The 24,858-nt window shown below is 76.5% G+C and carries 20 protein-coding genes; 8 read left to right on the top strand and 12 right to left on the bottom strand.

Annotated features, from left to right (window positions below; genetic code table 11):
- Positions 1–3 precede the first annotated feature (3 nt).
- The 3 genes from DNL40_RS05625 (at position 4) to DNL40_RS05615 (ending at position 3,772) form a co-directional block, all read left to right on the top strand.
- Complete coding sequence (locus tag DNL40_RS05625; RefSeq protein ID WP_111250228.1) at positions 4–963, top strand: glycine betaine ABC transporter substrate-binding protein; 960 nt, start codon at positions 4–6, stop codon at positions 961–963.
- A 100-nt stretch (positions 964–1,063) separates the two neighbouring features.
- Positions 1,064–1,777, top strand: coding sequence for a DUF1275 family protein (locus tag DNL40_RS05620; protein WP_245885686.1), 714 nt, complete (start codon positions 1,064–1,066; stop codon positions 1,775–1,777).
- Positions 1,778–1,939: 162 nt separating this feature from the next.
- Positions 1,940–3,772 carry a gamma-glutamyltransferase family protein gene (locus DNL40_RS05615; RefSeq protein ID WP_111250292.1) on the top strand — a complete coding sequence of 611 codons (1,833 nt, stop codon included), beginning with the start codon at positions 1,940–1,942 and terminating at the stop codon, positions 3,770–3,772.
- Between the two features lie 52 nt (positions 3,773–3,824).
- On the opposite strand, the gene DNL40_RS05610 is transcribed toward DNL40_RS05615, so the two are convergent.
- The gene (locus DNL40_RS05610; protein WP_111250227.1) at positions 3,825–4,019 is read right to left on the bottom strand and encodes a Trm112 family protein; all 195 of its coding nucleotides are present in this window, start codon (positions 4,017–4,019) and stop codon (positions 3,825–3,827) included.
- On the bottom strand, positions 4,016–5,479 hold the full coding sequence (locus DNL40_RS05605) for a phosphomannomutase/phosphoglucomutase (protein ID WP_111250226.1): 1,464 nt from the start codon (positions 5,477–5,479) through the stop codon (positions 4,016–4,018). Before DNL40_RS05605 ends, DNL40_RS05610 begins: the two co-directional genes overlap by 4 nt.
- Positions 5,480–5,585: 106 nt before the next feature.
- Here DNL40_RS05605 and manA point away from each other — a divergent pair, with 106 nt between their 5' ends.
- Complete coding sequence (manA, locus tag DNL40_RS05600; RefSeq protein ID WP_245885685.1) at positions 5,586–6,842, top strand: mannose-6-phosphate isomerase, class I; 1,257 nt, start codon at positions 5,586–5,588, stop codon at positions 6,840–6,842.
- 119 nt (positions 6,843–6,961) lie between these two features.
- Here the strand turns inward: manA and DNL40_RS05595 are convergent, their stop codons facing one another.
- On the bottom strand, positions 6,962–7,321 hold the full coding sequence (locus tag DNL40_RS05595) for a DUF3499 domain-containing protein (protein WP_111250225.1): 360 nt from the start codon (positions 7,319–7,321) through the stop codon (positions 6,962–6,964).
- A 129-nt stretch (positions 7,322–7,450) separates the two neighbouring features.
- Here DNL40_RS05595 and DNL40_RS16945 point away from each other — a divergent pair, with 129 nt between their 5' ends.
- Positions 7,451–8,041 (top strand): metallopeptidase family protein, encoded by a 591-nt coding sequence (locus tag DNL40_RS16945; protein ID WP_342766633.1) that lies wholly within the window; start codon positions 7,451–7,453, stop codon positions 8,039–8,041.
- 4 nt (positions 8,042–8,045) lie between these two features.
- On the opposite strand, the gene DNL40_RS05585 is transcribed toward DNL40_RS16945, so the two are convergent.
- From DNL40_RS05585 to DNL40_RS05575, 3 genes are all read right to left on the bottom strand, one after another.
- Positions 8,046–9,122 (bottom strand): glycosyltransferase, encoded by a 1,077-nt coding sequence (locus DNL40_RS05585; RefSeq protein ID WP_111250224.1) that lies wholly within the window; start codon positions 9,120–9,122, stop codon positions 8,046–8,048.
- Positions 9,123–9,221: 99 nt separating this feature from the next.
- Positions 9,222–11,021 (bottom strand): DUF5719 family protein, encoded by a 1,800-nt coding sequence (locus DNL40_RS05580; protein WP_111250223.1) that lies wholly within the window; start codon positions 11,019–11,021, stop codon positions 9,222–9,224.
- A gap of 2 nt (positions 11,022–11,023) precedes the next feature.
- A complete protein-coding gene (locus tag DNL40_RS05575; RefSeq protein WP_111250222.1) occupies positions 11,024–14,371 on the bottom strand; it encodes a glycosyltransferase in 3,348 nt (1,115 codons plus the stop codon).
- Between the two features lie 83 nt (positions 14,372–14,454).
- Here DNL40_RS05575 and DNL40_RS05570 point away from each other — a divergent pair, with 83 nt between their 5' ends.
- Positions 14,455–16,179 (top strand): glycosyltransferase family 39 protein, encoded by a 1,725-nt coding sequence (locus DNL40_RS05570; protein ID WP_111250221.1) that lies wholly within the window; start codon positions 14,455–14,457, stop codon positions 16,177–16,179.
- Here DNL40_RS05570 and DNL40_RS05565 read toward each other — a convergent pair.
- Positions 16,160–16,486 carry a WhiB family transcriptional regulator gene (locus DNL40_RS05565; RefSeq protein WP_111250220.1) on the bottom strand — a complete coding sequence of 109 codons (327 nt, stop codon included), beginning with the start codon at positions 16,484–16,486 and terminating at the stop codon, positions 16,160–16,162. The two genes, DNL40_RS05570 and DNL40_RS05565, sit on opposite strands and share 20 nt — an antisense overlap.
- A gap of 152 nt (positions 16,487–16,638) precedes the next feature.
- Between DNL40_RS05565 and DNL40_RS05560 the strand changes: the two genes are divergently transcribed.
- Complete coding sequence (locus DNL40_RS05560) at positions 16,639–17,427, top strand: TIGR03089 family protein (protein ID WP_342766632.1); 789 nt, start codon at positions 16,639–16,641, stop codon at positions 17,425–17,427.
- Positions 17,428–17,537: 110 nt separating this feature from the next.
- On the opposite strand, the gene DNL40_RS05555 is transcribed toward DNL40_RS05560, so the two are convergent.
- The 4 genes from DNL40_RS05555 to DNL40_RS05540 form a co-directional block, all read right to left on the bottom strand.
- Entirely contained in the window at positions 17,538–18,275 is a 738-nt protein-coding gene (locus tag DNL40_RS05555) for a class I SAM-dependent methyltransferase (RefSeq protein WP_245885697.1), read from the bottom strand.
- A 132-nt stretch (positions 18,276–18,407) separates the two neighbouring features.
- A complete protein-coding gene (locus DNL40_RS05550) occupies positions 18,408–19,367 on the bottom strand; it encodes a lysylphosphatidylglycerol synthase domain-containing protein (RefSeq protein WP_245885684.1) in 960 nt (319 codons plus the stop codon).
- Positions 19,364–20,551: a glycosyltransferase gene (locus DNL40_RS05545; protein WP_111250218.1), complete on the bottom strand. Its 1,188-nt coding sequence runs from the start codon at positions 20,549–20,551 to the stop codon at positions 19,364–19,366. Before DNL40_RS05545 ends, DNL40_RS05550 begins: the two co-directional genes overlap by 4 nt.
- Positions 20,552–20,558: 7 nt before the next feature.
- Positions 20,559–21,719 (bottom strand): glycosyltransferase family 2 protein, encoded by a 1,161-nt coding sequence (locus DNL40_RS05540; RefSeq protein WP_111250217.1) that lies wholly within the window; start codon positions 21,717–21,719, stop codon positions 20,559–20,561.
- A gap of 61 nt (positions 21,720–21,780) precedes the next feature.
- On the opposite strand from DNL40_RS05540, the gene DNL40_RS05535 reads away from it, so the two are divergent.
- Positions 21,781–23,304: a hypothetical protein gene (locus DNL40_RS05535; protein WP_146252025.1), complete on the top strand. Its 1,524-nt coding sequence runs from the start codon at positions 21,781–21,783 to the stop codon at positions 23,302–23,304.
- Here the strand turns inward: DNL40_RS05535 and DNL40_RS05530 are convergent.
- Positions 23,228–24,832, bottom strand: a complete 1,605-nt coding sequence (locus tag DNL40_RS05530) for a DUF2142 domain-containing protein (RefSeq protein ID WP_111250215.1) — start codon at positions 24,830–24,832, stop codon at positions 23,228–23,230. The two genes, DNL40_RS05535 and DNL40_RS05530, sit on opposite strands and share 77 nt — an antisense overlap.
- Positions 24,833–24,858: the final 26 nt, after the last annotated feature.

Below are 24,858 nucleotides of genomic sequence, written 5' to 3'. Positions count from 1 at the left end.
GGCATGACCTCCGTACGCACCGCACGTCCCCGCCCGACCACCGGCCGCGGCCTGCGCCGCGCCGTCGTCGCCCCGGCCGCCCTGGCCCTCGCCCTCGGCCTGGCCGCCTGCGGCACCGAGAGCGACGCCGCCGACGGCGAGTCCTCGACGGGTGAGGACGAGACCTCGATCTCGGTGGCCGTCCCGCCGTCGGGCTGGGACGAGGGCATCGCCGTCTCCTACCTCTGGAAGCAGATCCTGGAGGACGAGGGGTACGACGTCGACATGCGCGACGGCGCCGACAACGGGATCATCTACACCGCCCTGGCCGGCGGGGACTTCGACGTCTACTTCGACGCCTGGCTCCCGCTGACGCACGCGAGCTACCTCGAGACCTACGGCGACCAGATCACCGAGCTCGGCACCTGGTACGACGACGCCAAGCTGACCATCGCCGTCAACGAGGACTCCCCCGCCCGGTCGCTCGAGGACCTCGCCACCATGGCGGGCGAGTACGGCAACCGCCTCGTGGGCATCGAGGCCGGGGCCGGCCTCACGGAGGTCACGCAGGACGCCGTCATCCCCACCTACGGGCTCGAGGGCATGGACTACGTGATCTCCTCGACCTCGGCCATGCTCACCGAGCTGGAGAGCGCGACCGAGTCCGGCGAGAACATCGCCGTGACGCTGTGGCGCCCGCACTGGGCGTACGACGAGTACCCCGTGCGCGACCTGGAGGACCCGCAGGGCGCTCTGGGCGACGCGGAGGACATCCGCACGTACGGCACCGGTGACTTCACCGAGCGCTACCCCACGCTCACCAAGCTCATCGGGGCGTTCGAGATGTCCAGCGACCAGCTCTTCTCGCTGGAGAACATGATGTTCAACTCCGACGAGTACTCCTCCGAGGACGAGGCCGCACGCGCGTGGCTGGAGCAGAACCCCACGTTCGTCGACGACCTCAAGGCGGCGGCGGGCGTCTGACCTCCGTGCACGCACCAGGGCCGCCCGGTCCGGACCACCGTCCGGACCCGGCGGCCCGCGTGCTGCCTCGGCGGACGGACCGCCGGTTAGGTTGTGCCTCGTGCTGAACCGCCTCTCCCGCGACCGCCTCCACCTGGTCCTCATGCTGGCCCTGACCTTCTCGACCGGGATCGCGGACGCCGTCGGCTACCTCGGGCTCGACCGGGTCTTCACGGGCAACATGACCGGCAACGTGGTCATCCTCGGCATGGGGATCGCCGGTGCCGACGACCTGCCCGTCACCGGCCCCCTGGTGGCTCTCGCGGCGTTCATGCTCGGGGCTGCGGTGGCCGGGCGGGTGCTGCGCGGCACCGCGGCCGGGTGGTCGGCGCGCACGACGGCGCTGCTGGCCGCCGTCGCCGTCGCCCACGCGCTGGTGGCCCTCGCCCTCGTGCTGGCCGACCCGACGGCCGCCACGAGCGGGCCGGGCGAGACCGACAGCGGCTACCTGCGCTCCGTGGAGGTCGCCCTGGCCGCCGGGCTGGCGCTCGCGATGGGCGCGCAGGCCGCGGCGGCCCGTCACGTGGCCGTCAAGGACGTCACCACCGTGGTGGTGACGTCGACGATCACGGGCCTGGCGGCCGACTCGTGGCTGGGCCGCGGCGTCGGGCAGCCGTGGGCGCGCCGGGCGCTGGCCGTGCTGCTGATCGGCGCGGGCGCGGCGGCCGGAGCCCTGCTGCTGCAGCTCCACCTGGCGTGGGGCGTCGCGCTGTCGGCCCTCATCACCGCCGTCGTGGCCGTGCTGGGCCACGGCTCGGAGGACCGGCCCGCCTGACCCACCCGCCCTGTGCTCTCCTGGTCCCTGTCTCCTCCTGCTCCCCGTCTCCCCCTGTCCGCACCGTCTCCCCGAGCGAGGTCTTCCGTGAGCAGCCCCACCAGCGCCTTCGTCCCCGCCCCCGCCCACCTGACGCGACCCGACCTGCGGGGCACGTTCGGCATGGCGGCCTCGACGCACTGGCTCGCGACCGCGAGCGCCCAGGCCGTGCTGGAGCGGGACGGCACGGCGTTCGACGCCGCGGTGGCGGGGGCGTTCGTGCTGCACGTGGTGGAGCCGCACCTCAACGGGCCGGGTGGGGACATGACGGGGGTGTTCGCCACGGCCGACGACCCGGGGCGTCCCGTGGTGCTGGCGGGGCAGGGGCCGGCCCCCGCCGGTGCGACGATCGAGCACTACCGCGCGCAGGGCCTGGACCTGGTGCCGGGCTCAGGGGCGCTGGCCGCCGCCGTGCCGGGCGCGGTGGACGCGTGGCTGCTGCTCCTGCGCGACCACGGCACGTGGTCGGTGGCTGACGTGCTGCGGTTCGCGATCGGGTACGCGCGTGACGGGCACCCGCTGCTGGGGCGGGTGGCCGCGACGATCGGCTCGGTGGCCGGCCTGTTCCGGGAGCACTGGCCCACCTCGGCACAGCGGTGGATGCCGGACGGCCGGGTGCCCGAGCCCGGTGAGATGGTCACCGACCCGGAGTACGCCGGCGTGCTGGAGGCTCTGGTGGAGGCGGAGGGGCGGGCCCTGGCCGACGGCGCGTCGCGGGCCGCGGCGATCGACGCCGCCCGCGACGCGTGGCGCGACGTCGTCGGGCCCGCCGTCGAGGAGTTCGTGCGCACCCCGCACCGCCACTCCGACGGCGCCGACCACGCGGGCGTGATGACGGCGGCCGACGTCGCTGCGTTCTCGGCCTCGTTCGAGGAGGCCACGACGGTCACGTTCCGTGGCCACACCGTCGCCAAGACCGGCCCCTGGGGTCAGGGGCCCGTGCTGCTGCAGGCGCTGAAGATCCTCGAGGGCCTCGACGACTCCCTGCTGGACCCGTCCACCGAGGCCGGCGCGCACACGGTGCTGGAGGCGCTCAAGCTCGCGATGGCCGACCGTGACGCCTGGTACGGGGAGGGCGCCGACCCGGTGGTGCTGGCCCACCTGCTCTCCGACGGGTACGCGGCCGAGCGCCGTGCCCTGATCGGCGAGCGTGCCTCGGCCGAGGTGCGCCCCGGGTCCGTCCCCGGACGGCCCACGCCGCCCCTGCCTGCGCTGCGCACGTCGTCCGCGCTCACCGCGGCGCCCGGCTCCCTGCCGGGTGCTCCGGGCGTCGGGGAGCCCACCGTCACGAGCGTGGGCGAGCCCACCGTGGCGGCCGTGCCCGTGGACGCCGCCGTGGACCCCGTGCCCGACGCCCTGGGGGCGACGCGGGGCGACACCTGCCACATCGACGTCGTGGACCGGTGGGGCAACATGGTCAGCGCGACCCCGTCCGGCGGGTGGCTGCAGTCCTCCCCGACCGTGCCGGGCCTGGGCTTCTGCCTGGGCACGCGCCTGCAGATGACCTGGCTGGACGAGTCGTCGCCGTCGGCGCTGCGACCCGGTGCCCGCCCGCGCACCACCCTGACACCCACGCTCGTGCTGCGCGACGGTCAGCCGGTCATGGCGCTCGGGTCCCCGGGCGGGGACCAGCAGGACCAGTGGCAGCTCCTGATGCTGCTGCGCGTCCTGGTCGGCGGGTACACCCCGCAGGAGGCGATCGACGCCCCCGCCCTGCACACGACGTCGATGCCGGGCTCGTTCTGGCCCCGCACGTGGACGCCGGCCGGTGCGGTGGTGGAGGACCGCCTGGGCGCCGACGTCGTGGCCGGGCTGGTGGCCCGTGGCCACCAGGTGACGCTCGCCGGGGACTGGGCGCTGGGGCGGCTGTCCGCCGTCACGCGCGACCCGGGCACCGGGCTGCTGGGCGCCGCCGCCAACCCGCGCGGGGCGCAGGGCTACGCGGCGGGCCGCTGAACCACCACGCGGCCGGCGCAGGTCAGCGCGCGGTCAGCCCGGTCAGCCCAGATCAGCGCAGGGGCCGCGCGTCCGACTCGAGCAGCACAGGCACGCCGTCGCGCACCGGGTAGGCCAGCGGCCGCTCCGGGTCGGTGGAGCGCAGCTCCGGCTGGCCGTCAGGGCCCACGCCGTCGACGAGCTCGGCGCCGGTGACGGGGCAGCGCAGCACGCTGCGCACCCAGGGGTCGATGTCGATGCCGGTCATGGCTGCTCCGTCTCCGTGGCCGGGGCGGCCACCTCACGCACGAGCGACAGCACGTCGTCGCGCACCTTCTCCATGATGTCCTCGTCCGCCGCCTCGACGTTCAGGCGCAGCAGCGGCTCGGTGTTCGAGGCCCGCAGGTTGAACCACCACTGCGGGTGGCCGTCCCAGTGGGACACGGTCACCCCGTCGAGCTCGTCGACGTCGATGCCCGGGTACGCGGCGGTGTACGCCTCCAGGACTCGGGCGCGCGCCGCGGCGACGTCGCTCACGCGGGAGTTGATCTCCCCCGAGGCGACGTACGGCTCGTACATCTCCGCCAGCGCGGACAGCGGGTGGTCCTGCGACCCGAGGGCGGCGAGCACGTGCATCGCCGCGAGCATGCCGGTGTCGGCGAAGAAGAAGTCGCGGAAGTAGTAGTGGGCGCTGTGCTCGCCGCCGAACACGGCCTCGTGCTCGGCCATCTGCGCCTTGATGAAGGAGTGGCCCACCCGGGTGCGCACCGTCCTCGCCCCGGCGGCCTCGAGCAGGTCCGGCACGGCGCGCGAGGTGATGAGGTTGTGGATCACCGTGGCCCCGCGGCCGGCCTCCTTCTCCTTGAGCACCTCGCGCAGGCCCACCAGCGCCGTGATGGCCGACGGCGAGACGGCACGCCCGTTCTCGTCCACGACGAAGCAGCGGTCGGCGTCGCCGTCGAACGCCAGGCCCAGGTCGGCGCCGTGCTCCACGACGGCGGCCTGCAGGTCGCGCAGGTTCTCCGGCTCCAGCGGGTTGGCCTCGTGGTGGGGGAACGAGCCGTCCAGCTCGAAGTACAGGGGCACCACCTCGAGCGGCAGCTCCGGCAGGCCGGCGCCGGTGCCCAGCACCGCCGGGACCGTGTGGCCGCCCATGCCGTTGCCGGCATCGACCACCACCTTCAGCGGGCGGATCCCCGAGAGGTCCACCAGGCCGCGCAGGAACGCCGCGTAGCCGGCCAGCAGGTCCTCGTCGGCGAGCGTCCCCGGCTCCTCGGCCGCAGCGGGCAGCCCCTGCTCGAGGTAGGTCTGCGCGAGCTCGCGCACCGCCGTCAGCCCCGTCTCCTGGCCCACGGGCCGCGCCCCGGCACGGCACAGCTTGATGCCGTTGTACTCGGCCGGGTTGTGCGAGGCGGTGAACATCGCCCCGGGGACCGACCGGGAGCCCGAGGCGAAGTAGAGGCCGTCGGTCGAGCACAGACCGATCCGCACGACGTCGGCCCCCGCGGCCGTGACCCCGCGGGCGAAGGCCTCCACGAGCTCCGGTCCCGACTCGCGCATGTCGTTGCCGACGACGACGCGGGGCCGGGCGCCTGCCGGCGCCTCCGGGAGCACGACGACGCGCGCGAACGCCGCGCCGATCGCCTCGGCCACCTGCGGCGAGAGCTGGTCCGGGACGGTGCCCCGCACGTCGTAGGCCTTGATGATCGAGGACAGGTCGAGCGTCACCCGGACAGCCTACGGTGCGGGGGCGGTGTGGGAGGCTGACGCCTGGTGAGCGGGTGCCCGCGCAGGCGCACCGACCGGAGCACACGGCACGGCGAGGAGGTGGACGGTGGGCGTGGGGGTGTTCACGCTGGACAACACCGTCCAGCACTACGACTGGGGCTCGCCCACCGCCGTGCACGAGCTCCTCGGCACCGTGCCGGACGGGCGCCCCGCCGCCGAGCTGTGGCTCGGCGCCCACCCCAGCGCACCCTCGCTCGCCACGCCCGCCCTCGCCACCCCGGCCCCCGCACCGCACGCCCCCGCACCGCACGCCGAGGCCGCCCGGCTCGACGACCTCGTGCGCGCCGACCCGCGCGCCGCGCTGGGTCACCGGGTCTCCGCCGAGTTCGGCCCCCGCCTGCCCTACCTGCTCAAGGTCCTCGCCGCGCAGCAGGCGCTCTCCCTGCAGGTCCACCCCCGCCCGCACGCCGCGCGCGCGGGCTTCAACCGGGAGAACCGCGAAGGGGTGGCGCCGGGCTCCCCCGTGCGCTCCTTCCACGACGACCAGCACAAGCCCGAGCTGCTCGTCGCCCTGACCCGGTTCGACGCGCTCGCGGGTTTCCGCACCCCCCGGTCGGCCCTGCGCCTCCTGCACGGGCTCGAGGGGCGGCTGCTCGACGAGGTCCGCGCGGCGCTGCGGCACGACCGCACCGCCCGCGGCGTACGGGCCGCGTTCACCACCCTCGTCGGGGTCCGCGGCGCGGCACGCTGCGCGCAGGACGTCGCCGCCGCCGTCGGGTCCGTACGGAGCCGGCTCGACGCCGGGTCCCCCCACCCGCTCGAGGACGCCACCGTGGTCCAGCTCGCCGAGCAGTTCCCGGGCGACCCGGGCGCGCTGGTGTCCCTGCTGCTCAACCGGGTGGTGCTGCGGCCCGGCGAGGCGATCTACGTGCCCGCCGGGGAGGTGCACGCCTACCTCTCCGGCCTGGGCGTGGAGGTCATGGCCAGCTCCGACAACGTGCTCCGCGCCGGGCTCACCAGCAAGCACGTCGACGAGCCCGCGCTCGTGGAGTGCGCCTCGTTCGAGCCGCGCCACCCCGCCTCGCCGGCCGTCTCCGTCCGCGGCACCCGCAGCCGCCTGACCACCTACCGCGCCCCCGTGCAGGAGTTCGCCCTCGCGCTCGCCGACGTCGAGGCGTCGGAGCCCGTGCCGTGGCACGACTCGGGCCCCCGGATCGTGCTCGCCCTCGACGGCGACCTCGCGCTGCGGCACGGCGGCGGCACGTGCCCGCTGCCTCGCGGCCGCTCGCTGTTCGTCACCCACGCCGCCGGGCCGGTCGAGCTCGTCGGCAACGGCCGCGCCGTCGGCGCCTGGGTGCCCTGACCGGTCCCGCGCCGCGCACACCGGACCACACCTCGCACCACCGGGCCGGTGCGCGCCCCTGCACGCGAGAGGGGCCCGGCAGCCATCGGCTGCCGGGCCCCTCTCTCACGCCCGGGCGTTCAGTCGGCGTCGGCGCGCAGCACGCGCAGGTGCCCGCGCCGGGACGTCTCGGTGACGGACGCCGGCTCCGGCGCCGCGGCCGGGGTCACGCGGCCGGCCTCGCGCACGGCCTCCGCCAGGGCGGACAGGTCGTCGGGCGACGGCCCTCGCTCCACGAACTGCGGCGAGAGCCGGACGACCTCCCACCCGCGGGGCGCCGTCAGGCGTTCGGCGTGGTCGGCGCACAGGTCGTAGCTGTGCGGCTCGGCGTGCTGGGCCAGCGGCCCGAGCACGGCGGTCGAGTCCGCGTAGACATAGGTGAGCGTCGCGACGGCTGCACGCGTGCATGCCGTGCGGGAGCACTGCCTGACCGATCTCACGCGGTGACCCTACGCCCCCGCGACCCTCTGACCTGCGATCCACGCCGCACCGTGACCCCACCGTGACCCACGGCACGCCCACGAGCGGTACCGCGACCCTGGTGTCGAGGGCGGGGATAGAGTCGAGCGGTGGGAATCTTCGGCTCGTCGCGCGGCTCGTCCCCGGCCCCGCGCCCGCACGGCCGCTCGCGGCGCCAGCGCTCCGGCTCGCTGCCGGTGCCGGACCTCGAGCCCGCGCGGCCGCTCGCCCCCGACGCCGCGCCGGGTCCCGCCGACGGCGCGGTCCAGGCGGCCGCCCCCGCGGTCGTCCCCGGCCGCCGGCGCGACCGGCGAGGGCGTGGTCTGCGCGGCCCGCTGATGCCCCCGCAGATGCCCGCGCACCGCACGCGCGCCGAGCAGTTCGACGACCTCGTCCTCGACGCGGTCGAGGACCTCGAGCGCACCTGGGCCCGCCAGATGGCCGGGACGGAGTTCGCCGTGGAGGACGTGCCGCCGTCGGACCCGGCGCCGTGGGAGGACGGCGGGGTGCCACTGGGCAGGTGCTTCCCCGCGGACTCGGGCCAGCCCGCCCGTGTCGTGGTGTACCGCCGGCCGGTCGAGCTGCGTGCGCAGGACGAGGAGGATCTCGCCGACCTGGTGCACGACGTCGTCGTGGAGCAGGTGGCGCACCTCCTGGCGCGCACGCCGGAGGAGATCGACCCGGGGTTCGAGGGCCGCTGAGCGGTCAGCCGCGGGGCGTGCTCGTCGTCTCACCGAGCGGCGGCATGGGCTGCCAGGTGCGGTCGCGCCACAGCCTCCGCGCGTCGCGCCGGCCGCGGAGGATCTCCGACAGCCCTGCCCGGCGGTCCTCGGCCAGCGAGAGGCGGATGACCTCCTTGGCCAGGGTCGCCGCCGTGCCGAGGCCGAACAGCAGCGGGTTGTAGTCCCCGTGGGTGCGCAGGTAGTGGGCCATGTAGCCCCGGTTGCGCAGGATGTGGTACCTGGCCAGGTCGCTCGTGGAGTTGAGCTTGCGGGTGGTGCCGATGCGGTGGTGCGCGAGCTCGCGGGTGCGCTGGAGGATCAGGTCGGACACGATGAGCGGCTGCGTGACCTTGCTGGCGAGGTACCCGTAGATCGTGTCGTCCCAGTAGATGAAGAACCGCGGGTCCGGCAGCCCGACGCGCTGCATCACCGACCGGTGCACCAGGCCGCCCTCGAAGCAGGCGGTGTTCATCGGGCGGGAGCGCGAGCCGTGCTCGTCGTCGCCGAACGGCCGCGGCGCCACAGGGTTGGGGATGCCCAGCCGGGTCCAGAAGTGGTACTGCCAGTAGAAGGCGCTGCCGTCGAAGTTGCGGCGCGAGCCCTGCAGCACCCCGTGCGTGCGCTCCAGCGGCACGCCGGCCGCGAGGTCGGCGTCGACCCTGTCGGTCCAGCGGCGCATGCGCTCGAGCGCACCGGGGAGCACGACGACGTCGTCGTCCATGAGCCACACCCAGTCCGCGCCGGAGTCGTACGCGATCCGGCTGCCCGCGGAGAACCCGCCGGCACCGCCGGTGTTGGTCTCCTGCGGGGCGTAGACGACGTCGGTGGCAGGGGCCAGGTCGGCCCGGAGGGCGCTCACGAGCTCCGCCGTGGCCGGGGAGTCCTCGTTGTCGACGACCACGATCCTGGTGGGCTGCTCACCCATGGCGCGGAAGGAGTCGAACAGGCGCGCGAGCAGGTCCTGGCGCTTGAAGGTGACCACGACCACGGCCACGTCCGACCGGTGCGACGGAGCCTGCGCGGCGTCGTCCGTGCTGTTCCCGGCGGTCTCCGCGCTCACCTGGTGGCTCCTCGTCGTGGGGCGTCGTGGGGCGTGCCCACGGCGCGCGGGCACGCCGGGAAGTGTAGGGGGTCGCGGGGGCGTGGCCGAAGCCGCCGGTCAGTCGACGGCCTGCACCTCGCGCACCTGGGTGCTGCCCGGGGCCGCCACGGCGGGGGTGGGCGCGAGCACGGCGACGAGGCTCTCGTCGTCCTCGTGGCCCAGGTTGACGGCCCACGCCAGGGCGGGTCCGTCACCACCGTCCACGGTGACGAGCACGGGCGTGCGCTCCCCGGCGAGCTGGTTCAGATCGACCCGCGCGGTCGCGCCGGCCTCGACGGGCACGTCGGTGGTGGCGACCTGCTCGCCCGCGGCGTCGTACAACGTCACCGTGGCCGTCGTCCGGCCGCTGGGACGGGCGTCCTCGCCCCGGTCGTCAGGGACCGCGGCGAGGGTCAGCACGGCGTGCGTGCCGGCCGGGACCGCCGCCTGGCCCGCGCTCGGGCCTGCCGCGGGCTGGCCCGAGGCCCAGGCGGCGTCGTAGGGGGTGCCCGCCACGACCCCGCCCGCCGGCGCCGATCCCTGCCGGGCGTAGCGGGCCCCGGCCACGACCGGGACGTCGGCGTCGACGGCCACCGCGTACGCACCGGCGGGCAGACCGCCCAGCGGCAGGTCGGTCACGGCGCCGGGCTCCAGGTCCAGCGTCTCGCCGCCCCGCAGGTAGACGCGCCCCTCGGGGCCGTACACGCTGACCCGGGCGGTGCCCGGCTCGTCGCCGGTGGCGAGCAGGCGCAGCGCGGGGGCCTGCGGGTCCTCCAGCGCCTCGCCCGCCGACAGGATGCCGGGCACCACGACGGACGTGGACGGCTCGGCCCCCGCCGCCAGCAGGTCGGTGCCGAGCGGCACCAGCCCGTCGACGGCGTGAGCCTGCAGGCTCGCCGTCACGCGGGCGCCCGTGGAGCGGACGTGGGTGACGGTGCGCCGCTGGTCGGGGGCCACGGCCTCGAGCCGGACCTGGACGGCCTCGCCGGGCCCGACGACGAACGCGCCACGGCTTCCCAGGGCCACCTGGCCCGCCGGGCCGTACACGTCGAGCGCGACGGTCGCGGTGCGCGTGGTGGGGTTCTGCACGAGCAGGAGGGCGTTGGCCCCCACCTCGGTGCCGCCCCCGACGATCCAGTGCGAGATGGCCGGGGCGGTGCACGCCGCGGCCGCGAGGCCGCGCAGGTCGCCCGCCGTCGTGGCAGACGCGAGCGCGCCCGCCGCGCGGAAGGGGGCCTCGCGCAGCGGCTGCGCCTGCAGCAGCACCCCCCGGTCGGCCAGGTCGGCCGGGTCGCCCGCGACGACGGCGGCCGCCGAGCCCTCCGTCAGCCCGGCCGTCTCACCGCCGAGGGGCCCGGCCGCCACCTCACCGCGCTCCGCTCCCACCAGGCCGAGCACGTAGCCCGACGTGGTCTCGACGGGGCTCGCCGAGAACTGGGCGTCGCCGACGTCCGCCCCCTCGGGCAGGCGCGCGGGCAGCGGGCACACGAGCTGCGCGGGGGCGGGGTCGACGTCGACGGAGCGGACGGTGTCCGCGTCCACGCCGCGCCCGGGGCCGGCCAGCGCGCTCGCCCACGGCTGGGCCAGCACGGTCGCGGCGGCCACCGCGGCGACCACCACTGCCCCCGTGGTGGCGGCGGCGACGGTCCGCGCGACACCGCGCCCCGAGCGGGTCCGGGCGCCGCGGACGGCCCGCGTCGGATTTTCAGCGGAGGCGGTGTCGGCGGCCGGTGTGCCGGCCTCGGAGGGGTCCGCCGCGGCGCCCGGCCGGGCGGCCTGCCCGGCCGCGCCGTCCGGCACCTGCTCCGGCACCTGCCGCGGCGCCGGGTCGCCGGCGCGGTCCGCCGCGCCGTCCTCGTGGCGAGTCTTGCGCCTCATGGTCACCTCCCCCGCCGGCGCCCGACGGGCAGGGCCAGCAGCACGTACACGAGCAGGACGAAGCCGGCGCCGGCGAGCCACAGCGGGCGGGCCGGGTCCACGAACTCGACGCGCACCCAGCCGCCCTCCGGCGGCACGGCGAAGGCCTGCAGGCCCCCGGCCTCGACCACGGGCAGCCGCTGCCCGTCGAGCGTGGCACGCCAGCCCTTGCTGGCCACCGACGCGAGCACGAGGGTGCGCTGCTGGTCCGGGCTCTGCGCCACGGTCACGTCACCGTTCACGCGCCGGCCGTCGGAGGCCACCACGGCGAGCGTGGTGGGACGGTCCCCGCCGTCGGGCGGGCCGTCGGTCAGCCGTGCCCAGGAGGGCGGCGGCTCGTCACCGACGTCGACGCGCCACAGCAGCGGGCCGTCGCCCTCGGTGACCCGGCTGAGGCCGGGCACCATGTCGAGCGTGGTCACCAGGTCCGGGTCGGCGCCCGGCGGCACCTCGACGGCGCCGACGCCGACGTCGGCGAGCCGCTCGGCCAGCCGGGGCGCCTGCCCGACGACGAGGTCGGCGGCGAGCGCGTCCAGGCGGGCGCGGCCCGAGCGCTCGGGCGCCTCGACGGTGCCCGCGTCCCGGCCGCGCACGGCCACGGACGCGTCGGTCAGCGCGGAACCGTCGGCGTGCAGCAGCGCGTAGCCCACGACGCCGTCGTCGTCCCGCGCGACCTGCAGCACCCGGGCGGCACGCTCCGAGTCCTGCATCTGCCGTCCGACCGCCGGCACGACACCGGCCGCGCTGGCGCGCAGATCACCGACGGCGTCGCCGCGGCCCGCCTCCAGCGCCCACGACGTCGCCCCCGCGGCCGGGAGCGCGAGGAAGGCCACGACCCCTGCGACCGCGAGCGCCGTGCGACGGCCAGAGCGCCGGGCGGTGGGGGCGAGCACGTCGCCGGCGGCGGGCAGGCCCATGAGGGCCGCGCCCCCGAGGCCGAGCAGCACGAGGCTGGCGCCGACACCAGGCCAGGCCCCCAGCTCCTCGGCCAGCAGGCCGACCAGGACGCCGAGACCGGCCAGCGCCCAGGCGGTGCGGGTCCCGGCGGTGACGCGCCGGGGCACCAGGGCGACGAGGGCGAGGGCGACGACGAACGCACCCAGCAGCCAGGGCCCCACGGCGCCGAGGAGCGCCAGGGCCTGCGGGCCGCGGGCGCCGTCGAGCCCGAACCAGGCACCGGGCACGGCCGGGTGGCCCAGGAGCAGCTGCCAGCCTGCGGGCGCCGGGCCGGTGCCGGTGACCGCGCCGGGGTCGGCGAGCAGGAGCCGCCAGCCGCCCTGGTCCCAGGTGCGCGCGACGTGCACCCAGAAGGGGGCCGCGACGACGAGGGGCGGCAGGAGCGCGACGACGAGGTTGCGGCGGTCGCGGGGGGCGGCGAGCACGCCGACGACCACGGCGGCCACGGTCACCGGCAGCAGCACGGGTGCGGCGCAGACGGCGACGGTGAGCAGCAGGCCGGCGGCGCCGGCAGCGCCGAGCGAGCCGCGGCGGGCGCGGGCGCGGCGCGAGGGGCGCGGGCCGCGGCGGGGCTCCTCGACGTCCTCGTCGCGCGGCTCGATCGGGCCCAGCTCGTCGCGGGCCTGGGCGCCCACGGAGCGCACCAGGGCCAGCGCGGCCCACGGCAGCACCAGGTGGGCGACGAGCGCCCCGAGGCGACCGGTCTGCAGCGTGCCCAGCAGGGCGGGCGAGGCGGCCCACACCAGCGCGGCGGCGACACGGGCCCACGGCGAACGGGTCAGGGCGCCGGCGGCGAACCAGGCCCCGAGGGCAGCCAGGGGCACGGCGCCGACCACCAGCACGTGCACCGCCGTCTGCAACGAGCCGCCCACCAGCGCCGTCAGTGCCGTCAGCGGCAGCAGCAGCGGGTCCGCGGCGGCCCGGGTGCCCAGCCCGTCGGCCACCCAGCCGGAGGTGGCGGCGTCCCACACGTCCCCCAGGGTGCCCGGGGCCGGCAGCAACGCCCCGCCCACGATGCGGCCGCCCTGGGCCAGCACGCCGAACCACGGGCCGAACACGGCCAGCACCAGGGCTGCCGCGGCCAGCAGGGCGAAGGTCAGGCCCGCCCGGCGGCGCAGCGCTAGACGGCGCAGCTCCGTGCGCTCCAGCTCGCTCGGCGCCCACCGGGTGCGGTTGGCCTCCGCCCGGGCCAGCCGCACGTCCCGGCGCTCCGAGTAGACCTGCCGCCACGTGGCCAGCAGGGGGTGCAGCACCCGGCGCGGGAGCGTGGAGGTGCGCGCGGCCTGCTGGCGCGCCCGCACGAGCGGCACGATGCGCAGCACGTTCCACAAGGGGGCCGTGATCTCGTGCCGGGCCTGGCCCGGGTTCTTCAGGGCCAGCCGGTACATCGCGGCCACCGGCGCCCACAGGACCATGCCGATCATCGCGGGCACCAGCAGCCCGAGCGGCACGTGCACCAGGCGGTGGTGGAGCTGGCTGCGCCGGCGCGGACCGTACGACGCCCCCTCGTCCGGCTGCGCTCCGGGCTCGTCACGCAGGCCCAGGAGGGACGCCTGCGCATGGTGCACCACGGCGTCGGGCACCACCACGACGCGGTGGCCGGCGCGGCGGGCCCGGCGGCACAGGTCGAGCCCGTCGCCGAACGCCCCGTACTCCGGGTCCGTGCCGCCCAGCTCGGTCCACACGCTGGTGCGCACGAGCGCGCCGGCCAGACCCACGGCCAGCACGTCCTCCTTCGCGTCGTGCTGGCCCTGGTCGATCTCCGTGTCGTCGATGCCCGTCATGCGCCGGCCCAGCGGCGAGACCGTCGACCCGACCTCCACGAGCAGGCCGCGGCCCGCCTGCGGGTCGAGCGGCGTGCCGTCCTCCCCCACCGGCCATCGGCGCTGCTTGCACCCGGCGACGGCCACCGCCCGGGTGTGCTCCACCGAGCGCAGCAGCGCCGAGAGCGCGCCCGGCGCCGGCGCCGAGTCGTCGTGCAGCAGCCACAGCCACCCGTCGGGGCGCACGGCGCCCGCCGCCAGGGCCACGTCCACGGCCTCGCCGAACGTCCGCGCGCCCGACGCCGGCACGAAGCGCGCGTCGTCGAGCCGCAGCCCCAGGGTGGAACCGGTCGAGCGGGGCGCGTCCACGTCCACGACCACGACGTCGTCGGGCGCGCGCTCCTGGCCGCGCAGGGCGGCGAGCGTCGCGGGCAGGAAGGCGCTGCGTCCGCGGGTGACCACGACCGCTGTCACGCTCACCACCTGGGGGATCGCCCCGGTGAGTGCGTGGACGACGTCGAGGGCGCCACCGCCGGACGGGGAGCCGTCCTGCGGCAGGCCGCGGACCTGGGTGGTGTCGGGAGCAGTCATCGCCCCACGATGATGCGGTGCCCCCGCCGCGGATCGTCGGATTTCCGGGCCTGCGGCGGGTCGCCTGCCCGTAGTCTTCTCGCGTGCGCACGGCCACCCCCACCCTCCTGTCGCGCGGCCGTGGCCCCCTGGGCGCCGGACGCCGCGCGGTCCGCCCCGCCCGTTCCGCCCGCGCCCTGCTCCGGGCGGTGCGGGCCGACGGCGTGCCCGCCGTCGTCTGGCTGGTCGTGGCGCTGCAGCTGACCGTCTGCCTGCTGCAGACGGCCGTGTTCCCGCACGGGCGCTCGCCCGACGAGGCCAAGCAGGTCGACCTGGTGCTCCAGGTCGCCGACGGCCGCGCCTGGCCGTGGCCCGGGCCGGGCGAGGCCGTCACGTCCACCGGGGTCCAGGCCGGCACCGTGCTGCCGCCCGACCGGCTGCGCGGGCGTGCGCACCTCGCCGACCAGGAGACGCTCCCCCGGGACCAGCGCCCCTCCTGGACGGACGCCGGCGGCGCGGAGCCGTGGCCCGGCCGGGGCGGTGCGCCGCTGCTCAACCAGCTCGTGCAGCACCCGCCCCTCTACTACCTCCTGGGCGCCACCGTCGCGCAGGCCGTCCCCGACCGCCTCGACGTCCCCTTCGACCGGACGTGGATGGTGCTGCGATGGGTCGGTGCGCTGCTCGTGGTGCCGCTGCCCCTCCTGGCGTGGGCCACCGCACGGCGCCTGCGCCTGCCCGACCCGCTGCCGGTCGCCGCCGCGCTCGCGGTCGTGGCCGTGCCCGAGATGGCGCACCTGGCCTCGGCCGTCAACAACGACAACCTCGTGGTGCTGCTGGGGGCGGTGGCGACCTGGCTGGGCGTGCGCGTGCTCACCGGGGACCTGACGCTCCGCACCGGCGCGGCGCTGGGCGCCGTGACCTCGCTGGCCCTGCTCACCAAGGGGTTCGCGCTGCTGCTGCCTGCCTGGGTGCTGCTCGTGTACGCCGTGGCCGCGTGGCGTCGACGCAGCCCCGCCGCCGCCGGCTCTGCGCTCGTGTCGGCAGCAGCCATGCTGCCCGGCCTGGCCTGGTGGGTGCGGAACGTGGTGGTGCACGGCACCTTGCAGCCGCACGGGACCCGCACCGACCAGACCTACCTCGCGCAGGCCGGCGCGACCTACCGCTGGGCCGACGGCGGCGCGGAGTGGCTGGCCCGCCTCGGGGACCGGATGGTGACGCTGTTCTTCGTCCAGGACCAGGCCTCGCTGATGCGCCAGGACGCGTCGTGGTGGGCAGCGCGTGCGGCCCTCGTCGTCCTCGTCACCGGGCTCGTCGTCACGCTCGTGCGGCGCACGGTGCCTCGGCTGGACGCCGTCGTGCTGCTCGTGCCCGCCGCCGGCCTGCTGGCGATCGTCGCCAAGGGCTCCTACGAGCAGTTCACGGCGTTCGGGAACGTCGCCGCGGCGCAGCAGGGCCGTTACCTGTACATGGGTGCCGTGGGCATGCTGGTGACGGCCGTCGCCGGGGCCGCGGTGCTGCGGCCGGGCCTGCGCCAGGCCGTGCCCGCTGCCGTGCTCACGCTGGGCCTGGCCCTCCACACCGCGTTCCACATCGACGCCTGGTGGGTGCTCTGGGCACCCGCCGGAGCCTCAGGCCTCCCGGCCGCCGTCGCCTCGGTGGACGCGATGGTGCGGCTGCACGCGTTCGGGGCCGTCGTGCTGGCCCCGCTGGCGCTGACAGCCGCCGCCCTCCTCGCCGCCGTCGGCACGTGGACGGTGCGCACCGCTCTCGCCGACGCCGCGGAGACGGCCGGGGCGAGAGACGGTGCGGTCAGACTGCCCGGCGCTTGAGCTTGCGGCGCTCGCGCTCCGACAGACCGCCCCAGATACCGAAGCGCTCGTCGTTGGCCAGCGCATAGTCCAGGCACTCGGAACGGACCTCACAGCTCGCGCAGACCTTCTTGGCCTCGCGGGTGGAGCCGCCCTTCTCCGGGAAGAACGCCTCCGGGTCCGTCTGGGCGCACAGCGCCCGCTCCTGCCACCCGAGCAGCGTCTCGTCGTCGGCCCCCTGACCGAACAACGGCAGCACGGGTGCGACGCGCTCCGCGCCGACCTCCACGTCAGACGGGAATTCGCCCCCGTCCAGCAAGTTCCACATGTGTGCCCCTCCACGATGTTACGGAAACTGCATACGTGGAATTACACGCGTGTCTTTCGGAGGCGTCAAGCCAGAATGTGCTACCCGGACGCCCAGACCGGGTGATTCACCGATTTCACCCAGACAATCCACGGGCCTTATACCCTGGCATCGTGAATGCCGCACCCCGAACGCCCACGACCCTCACGCAGATGATGAATGCCCTGGTCAGCGAGCCAGGACGTCCCCGTCTGACGTGGTACGGCGACGACGGCGAGCGTGTAGAGCTCTCCGGATCCGTGCTCGAGAACTGGATGAGCAAGACGACCAACCTGCTCGTGGAGGAGTTCGACGCCGCACCGGGCAGCCGTGTGCTGCTGGACCTTCCCGTGCACTGGCGCACCGCGGTGTGGGCGCTCGCTTCCTGGCGCTGCGGCGCCACCGTGGTGCTGCCTTCTGCCGCGCCCCCCGGACCGCCCGCGACCGCCCCCGACCGACGGCCCGTCGACGTCGCCATCACCACCCGCCCCGCGGAGCTCGCCGCCGTCGCGGACGACGTCGTGGCCGTCGCCCTGCCGGCTCTCGCCCGCCGGTTCGGCGACGACCTGCCCCCCGGCGCCCTCGACGCCGCCTCCGCCGTGATGACCTACGCCGACGCCGTGCTCTTCGCCCCGGAGACCGACCTCGGAGAGCCCGCGCTGCTCGCCCCCGCCGAGCCCGCCCCCGTGAGCGCGGTGCTGCACGGCGACCTGCTCCCCTGGGCGCTGCGGGACGCCCCCGCCGAGCACGCGCGCGTGCTCGTCGACGGGCGGCTGCCCGGCGTCGAGGCGCTCCGCCGGACGCTGGCCGCCTGGGCCGTCGGCGGGTCGGTGGTGCTCACCTCGGCCGGCACCGCTGCCGCGCTCGAGGCCGACCCCGAGCGGCGCCGGCGCATCGCCGAGCAGGAAGGCGTCACCGCCTGAGCCGACGACGCGGGAGCAAGGCGACGGGGCGTGAGGAGGCGGCGGGGCGTAGCAGGGCGGCGGGGCGTAGCAGGGCGGCGGGCGCCGGGACCGCTGCTGCCTGTCGCCCGCTACCGCGGGACCGTGCCCCAGGCGACGAGCCCGGTGCCCGTGCCGGGGAACGCCCGCTGCGCCACCCGGAACGGCCACGTCCCGGCCGCGATGACCGCGCCCTGGAGCGCCGACGACGGCTGGAAGAGACGCCCGCTGCGGGCCGTCCGGTCCTCGACCGCCTCCTCCCGCACGTCAGGGCGGCCGGCGGCGATGCGGTTGCGCACCGCCTCCAGCACGTACCCGAGCGGCATCCCGTACAGCCGGGTCTGCACGTCCCGCAGCCCGGCGTCGCGCATCAGCCCCGCCAGCGCGTCCGGCTCGTACCGGCGGAAGTGGCCCACGGCCTCGTCCATCGGGCCGAACCGCGACTGCCAGGCCGGGGTGGACAGCAGCAGGAGGCCGCCCGGCCGCAGGCGCGCGGTCCACTCGGCGAGCGCCTGCGCGTCGTCCTCGATGTGCTCCACGACCTCGAACGCGCAGACCAGGTCGAACCCGTCGTCGTCGAGCGAGGCGAGCTGCCCCTGGACGAGGGTGGCGTCCACCCCGGCCGCCTCCGCGCGCCCGCGCGCGACCTCCAGGCTGCGCGCGTCGAGCTCGACCCCGGTGTAGCGGTGGCGGCGGGCCAGCCGCACGCCCACGGCCCCCTGCCCGCACCCGACCTCGAGCACACGCGCGCCGGAGGACGGCAGGTGCTGGGCCAGGACGCGGGACACCACGTCCCAGCGCAGGTGGGCGTACGGGGTCAGGGGAGGCATCGGCACGTCAGGTCTCCGGGGGGTCGGACGGCAGAGGAGGCTGGCAGGGAATCTGGCAGGAATCTGGCAGGAATCTGGCAGGGATCTGGCAGGGCGAGGACGCCGCAGAGCGGGACGGGTGCGGCGGCGAGCCTATCCCTCGGGGGCCGCCGCCACGGGCGGACGCCGCCGCCGGTCACGGCGCACGGCCAGCCCCGCGACGGCGAAGGCGAGGTCGACGGCGGTGAGCAGCACCCGGGACAGCAGCACGACGAGCAGCACCTGGGCGTGCGGCAGGGAGCCGGCGAGCAGCGCCAGCAGCACCGCCTCACGCACCCCGGCGCCGGCCGGCACCAGCACGACGACGAAGCCCGCCACCCACGCCAGCGCGTACCCGCCGACGGCGAGCGCCGCCGACCGCACGGAGGGGGCGAGGCCGAGACCGCTCGCCAGCGCCCAGACGTGCAGGCCCGCCACCACCCAGCCGAGCACGGCCCACCCCACCGCGCGCCCGAGCCCGCCCCAGCTCAGCGGGCGCTCGGGCTCGCCGCGGCGCAGCAGCCGCAGGGCCAGGCCCACGAGCCTGCCGAGCACCGGCGGGAGCAGCAGCACCACGAGCAGGGGGGAGCACCAGACGAGCCACTCCCAGCGGCCCAGCGCACCGGCCCCGGCGAGCGGGAGGCTCACGGCGGCCACGACGCAGCCGGAGACCACGCCCACCAGCACGCTGAGCGCCATGGCGGCCAGGGAGCGGGCACGCGGCACCCGGTGGTCGGCGCCGATCTCCGCCGCGGCCACCACGTTCCAGACGCCGCCGGGCACGTACTTGCCCACCTGGCTGACGCCGAACACGGTCACGGCGGGCCCCAGCGGCAGCGACGAGCCGAGGTCGGCCAGCAGGGCGCGCCACGACTGGAACGTGCACCACACGAACACCGCGGCCGCCGCCGCGGCCGCCGCCAGGTGCGCCGCGGGCATGCCGGCCGCCGCGGCCCGCACCTCGTCCCAGGACGAGGCGACGGCGACGACGGCCAGGGCCACCGCGGCGAGCAGGAACGCCCAGCGGACCACCGGCGAGCGCAGCAGCGCGAGCGTGCGGGGCACGAGGCTCACGGCCGCGCCCCGGCGTCCTCGGCGGTGCCGTCGGCCCTCGCCTCGCCGGCCCCGCCGCCCCGACCGCCAGCCGCCTGGGGCGCGGGAGGCAGGGCGTGCAGGAGCGGCTCGACGACGGCGGCGGGACGCACGGCGTCCCGGCCCTGCGCCGCTCGTGCCCGCGCAGCGGCGTACCGCGCCGGGTCCGAGAGATCGGCGAGGCGGGCCGCGAGCGCCTCGGCGTCCGCAGGCGGCACCAGCTCGAGGTGCTCCCCCAGCAGCCGGCGCTGCGGGGCGGTGTCCGAGGTGACGACGACGCACCCGGCCGCGAGCCCCTGGTACACCTTGTTCGGCACGACGCGCAGGCCCTTGGGCGTCTCGGAGAAGATCCCGAGGCAGACGTGGTGGCGGGCCACGGCCGCGGGAAGCTCGGCGGGATCGACCCACTCGTGCCACTCGACGTGGACGCCGCCCTCGCCGGCCGCGGGGGCCGCCGCGCGGGTGGCGTCGAGGTCCTGGCCGGCACCGGCCATCGTGACGTGCAGCGGCGTGCCCGCCGCCGCGGCCAGCGCGAGGGCCCGGCCGATCACCGGGGCGCCCTGCAGCGGCGTGAAGAGGCCGAAGAACACGACCCGCAGCGGCGAGCCCGGCCCTGGGGGCGCGGGCTCGGCGGCCGCCTCGAACCAGGCGTCCGGCGCACCGACCGGGACCACGACGCCTTGCGCCGGGTCGCGCAGCATGTCGCGGTGCTCCTCGGTGTCCACCACGACGACGTCGGCCGTGCGGGTGGCGGCCCGGTCGAGCAGCGCGAGCAGGCGCACCCGCAGCCCGCGTGCGCCGCGGTCGGTGGCGGTGTCGGCGGCGAACACGAGGTGGTCGAGCACCAGGAGGGCACGCGGGTGCAGCAGGCGGGCGAGGAACACGTCGAAGTGGCCGAGGTAGCCCACGAGCACCACTCGCGGCGCGCCGTGACGCAGGCGCAGGCGCACCGAGCCGGCCACCAGCAGCGCCCAGCAGCGCAGGAGACGCAGCACCAGCAGCGGCAGGCGCCACGGCTGGCGGAGCATGCGCACCCGCTCCGCGGTGGACAGCCCGAGAGGGTGGTTGACCTCGCGTACCTCGTGACCGTGGGCGCGCAGGCCGGCCACGAGGACGCCGACACGCGGGTGCCGGGCGGCGTCGTAGGTCCCGAAGGCGGCGATCACCCTCGGGTCACCCGTCGTTCGCCGTGCGGGCCGGCCCGTCACCGACGGCGACCGCGCCGGCGCGCCCGTCCGGCACGTGCGCGTCCGGCGCGTGCCCGTCCGGCGCGTCCTGCGTCCCGGGCGCACCGGCTCCGTCGACCGCGGACGCCTGCGGGGAGCCCGGCACGGTGAGCGTGGTGTCCTCGGCAGCGGCGTCGGCGGAGACGACGTCGTCGTGGCCGGCACGCCCCACGCCGTACTGGACCGCCTTGGTGCGCTCGAGGATCTCCTCGGCCAGGGTGCGGTTGGTCCGCAGCAGGTCGGCGATGACCAGGAGGGCGAAGCACAGGAGCGAGCCCACCAGCATCGAGGAGCCGAACACCACGGACTGCACGTGGCCCGCGCCCTCGCCCCGCAACCACTTGACGAGGAACCGCACGAGCGGCAGCACCGCCGCCACGCCGAACAGCCCGCCGAGCGTGAGGAACACGCCGTAGGGCCGGTACATGACGTAGCTGCGGGCGATCGCGCGCCCCGACTGGCCCATGTGCTGCCAGATGTTCTTGAACAGGCGCGACTCGCGCGTGCGCGGGTTGGTCGTGATCGGCACGGACACGATGCGCATCCGCTTATTGCCGGCCTGGATGATCGTCTCCATGGTGTAGCTGAACTGCGTCAGCACCGTCAGGCGCAGCAGCGCCGCCCGGGAGTAGGCGCGGAACCCGCTGGCAGCGTCCGGCAGAGAGGTGCCAGCAGCGACGCTCACCACCTTGGACCCGACCCGCTGCATGAGCTTCTTGAACGGGGAGAAGTGGGCGATCGTGGCCGTCTGGCGGTCACCCACCACGACGTCGGCCTCGTGCCGCAGGATGGGGGCCACCAGGTCGCCGATCCGCTCCTGCGGGTACTGGTTGTCCCCGTCCGTGTTGACCACGATGTCCGCCCCGTGCCGCAGCGCGTAGTCCACGCCGTCGCGGAACGAGCGGGCCAGGCCCATGTTGCGGGTGTGGCGCACGATGTGACGCACCCCGAGCGCCCGGGCGACCTCCACGGTGCGGTCGGTCGAGCCGTCGTCGACCACGACGACGTGGACCTCGTCGATCCCGGGGATCTCCCGAGGGATCGATGCCAGGACGAGGGGCAGGGTCGCCTCCTCGTTCAGGCACGGGATCTGGACGAAGAGCTTCACCGGGAGGTGCTCCGTTCGCTCGGGGCCCGGGCGCCACGTCGGCGCACCCTAGGCTGAGTTCGTGAGGCACACGATAGCCACGGTGGGCGCGCCCTCGCGCCACGCCCTCGGGCTCAGCGTGGCCGTCGCCGTCGCCCTCGCGGTGACGCAGGCGCTGGCGGTCGCCCCGTTCACGGCCGGCGACGAGGTGGCGCACCTCGACTACGCGTGGCAGGTGTGGCACGGGCGCCTGCCGGTGTTCGAGGAGGGCCTGACGCTGCGGCCCGAGCACGCGTGGATCCCTCCCGTCCAGTGGACGGCCCAGCATCCCCCGCTGTTCTACCTGCTGCTGGCCCCGCTGGTCGGTCCGCTCGCCGACGCGGGTCACCCGGTGGGCGCGATGTACGCGGCCCGCCTGCTCGGCGCCGTCCTGGCGGGCGTCCTCGTGCTCGCCGTGCGCTGGGCGGCCGCAGGCGTCGCCCGCCCGGGCTCCCCGCTCCCCCTGGTGGCCGCCTACGTCACGGCGTGCAGCGCCGTCGTCGCCCAGGCGGCGGGCACGGTGCTCAACGACGTGCTCGCGGCGGTGCTGACGACGACGCTCCTGGGCCTGGCGGTGCGCGTGGCACGCCACGGGCTGTCCGGCCCCCTGGCTGCCGGCCTCGTCGTCGCGGCGGCCGCCTGCGCCCTGGCACGGACCTCCTCCATGATCGTCGCCGCCGTGTGCCTCGTGGGCGCCGGGCTGGGCGGGCTGGTGCACCGCCAGCTGCTGCGCACCGCCGCGCTGACCGCCGCCACCCTGGCCGCCGTCGCCGCCACCGCGGGCTGGTTCTACGCGCGCAACGTGCGCCTGACCGGGACGGTCACGGGCGGCAACCCGCAGTGGGCGCTGACCCACCAGGGCCGCGAGGCCCGGTCGCTCGCCCAGGTGCTCCTGGACCCGGTCACGTGGGACCGCCTGCCCAACCTGTTCTGGTGGGGGCCGGTGGTGCCCCGGCCCGTGGGCACGCTGCTCCTGCTCGGGGTGCCCCTGGTGGTCGCCGCCGTCACCCACCGGCGGGTGCTGCGGGGGCCGGTGCGCCAGGTGCTGCCCGTGGCGGTCCCCCTCGTCGCGGCCCTCGTGGCCGTCGGGGTCCAGACGACGTACGCCACCTCCGGCGGAGGGCTGTACCCCCGGTACATGCTGCCGGTGGTCGCCCCGCTGGCGATCGCCGTCGCCGCGGGCCTCTCCGCGCTCACAGCTCCCCGCACCGCCGACGCCGCCGACGCGGTCGGCACTGTCGGCACTGTCGGCACTGTCGGCGGGCCCGGCCGCGGCGGAAGGGCCTGGCGCCGCTGGGTGCTGCCCGCGTGGACCGCCGTCGTCCTGCTCGACCTCGCGCTGTGGCTCGCGACCGGCCAGGGCGGGTCCGCCGGCGCCGCCATGACGCGGCCGCCCGACACGCCCGTCGGCTACCCGGCCCTCACCGGCCCCGCCTGGGTGAGCGCCGTCGCCGCCGTCGCGCTCGCCGCGGCGGCCTGCACCGCCGTCGTCAGGCTGCTGCGCGCGGGGGCCGCAGCGCCGCGTGCACCGCGAGACCCAGCACCACCAGAGCCGTCAGCGCGGTGAGCGCCGGCACCGCGACCAGCCACACCGGCCCCACGGGGCTGAACGCCTCCCAGCGGGAGACGGCGTCCGCCACCGACTCCCCCGGCCCGCGGTAGAACCCCGTGAACCCGAAGACCAGGCCGTAGACCGCCACGGAGGTGCCTGCGGCGACGACGACGGGCAGGGCGGCACGCACCCGGCTCTCCGCCCCGCCCACCATCCCCCGCACGGCGAGGGCGAGCACCACCGCGAGCGCCACCAGCGCCGAGAACAGGTACCGGCCCTGGTGGCCCACCAGGTAGCCGGTCTGCGCGTAGTAGTCCCAGCCGTTGGCGAGCACCGCCACGGTCAGGAGGCTCGGCAGGGCGAGCAGCACCGCCGCCGCCCGCCGTGTCCCGGGCACGACGAGGGCCACGGCGCCCAGCGCCAGGAGCACCACGATGCCCGTCACCCAGAACGCCGGGGGCGTGCGCAGGTCGAGCCAGCCGAGGTCACCGAAGAACGAGCGGACGAGCCGCTGCCACGCCAGCTCCACGTAGACCAGCGCCCCCCGCGGGCGCAGCGGGGGCAGGTCGCGCTCGAGGCCGACGGGCTGGACGGTGCCCAGGACCACGAGGTTGCGCACCCACCACCAGCCGCCCACCACGAGGGCCACCCCACCCATCAGCAGCACCCGGCGCGCGTCCCCCAGCAGGGCGCGCCAGCGGCCCGGCGCGTCCAGGCTGGCCGCCGGCCCCGCGGCGCCTCCGGGCGTCACCACGTACGCCATCGCCACCACCGGCAGCAGGAACGCCGACATCACCTTGGTCAGCAGGCCCACGCCCACCACGGCACCGATCACCGCGGCCGTCCGCCACGACCGGTCGCCCGTCAGCACGCGCACGCACAGGGCGGTGACCACGGCACCCACCAGCGTCACGAGCGCGTCGTTGGTGGCCGAGCCCAGGATGTGACCCACCTGTGGCAGGAACAGGGTGAACGTCCCGGCCACCATGCCGGCCGCCGTCGACCCGGTCAGGCGCCGCACCGACCACGAGGCCAGCGGCACCACCGGCACCAGCAGCGCGACGTCGAGCAGGCGCAGCGCCAGCAGCTGCAGGTCCCAGCGGCCCTCGGCCAGGCCGGTCGCGTGCAGCACCGCGGCACCCAGCAGGTAGTACAGCGGCGGGTGCTGCGTCATCTGGTCGACGTCGTCCGGGGTGGGCCGCGAGCCGTCCGGGAGGGCGGTGGCGGCGTCCACGCGGGTGCGCTCCGCGGCGGGCACCGGCGTCGCGTCCACGAGCTGCGGCACGTCGGGCCGGTCGGCGTAGCGGCCCGGGACGTCGTCGCCCAGGGCCACCTCCTCGCGCGCGTCGGCGACCGCCGGGCCGAGCGCCGCCGCACCCGGGGCCGGCCAGCCGCCCCCGTAGGCCAGCCGCACCACGGAGTTCAGGTGCTGCGGCTCGTCCGGCGCCTGTAGCGGCGGGGTCAGCAGCGCCCACGTGGCAGCGACCCCGGCCACGAGCACCGGCAGCAGGACGTCGAGGAGGCGGTGGCCTGGTGGGCGCATGGGGACAGTCTGTCGTGACCTGCGCT

The organism is Xylanimonas oleitrophica (assembly GCF_003244315.1).
GTDB classification, from domain to species: Bacteria; Actinomycetota; Actinomycetes; order Actinomycetales; family Cellulomonadaceae; genus Xylanimonas_A; species Xylanimonas_A oleitrophica.
Note: the sequence above shows the minus strand (reverse complement) of the source record. Positions and strands in the feature narration are given on the sequence as shown.

Excerpts from the sequence above, each read along its gene's own strand:
- DNL40_RS05615 (WP_111250292.1), top strand. The coding sequence starts at position 1,940 with ATGGCGGCCTCGACGCACTGGCTCGCGACCGCGAGCGCCCAGGCCGTG.
- DNL40_RS05575 (WP_111250222.1), bottom strand. The coding sequence starts at position 14,371 with ATGACTGCTCCCGACACCACCCAGGTCCGCGGCCTGCCGCAGGACGGC.
- DNL40_RS05580 (WP_111250223.1), bottom strand. The coding sequence starts at position 11,021 with ATGAGGCGCAAGACTCGCCACGAGGACGGCGCGGCGGACCGCGCCGGC.
- DNL40_RS05555 (WP_245885697.1), bottom strand. The coding sequence starts at position 18,275 with ATGCCTCCCCTGACCCCGTACGCCCACCTGCGCTGGGACGTGGTGTCC.
- DNL40_RS05565 (WP_111250220.1), bottom strand. The coding sequence starts at position 16,486 with ATGTGGAACTTGCTGGACGGGGGCGAATTCCCGTCTGACGTGGAGGTC.
- DNL40_RS05625 (WP_111250228.1), top strand. The coding sequence starts at position 4 with ATGACCTCCGTACGCACCGCACGTCCCCGCCCGACCACCGGCCGCGGC.
- DNL40_RS05530 (WP_111250215.1), bottom strand. The coding sequence starts at position 24,832 with ATGCGCCCACCAGGCCACCGCCTCCTCGACGTCCTGCTGCCGGTGCTC.
- DNL40_RS05610 (WP_111250227.1), bottom strand. The coding sequence starts at position 4,019 with ATGACCGGCATCGACATCGACCCCTGGGTGCGCAGCGTGCTGCGCTGC.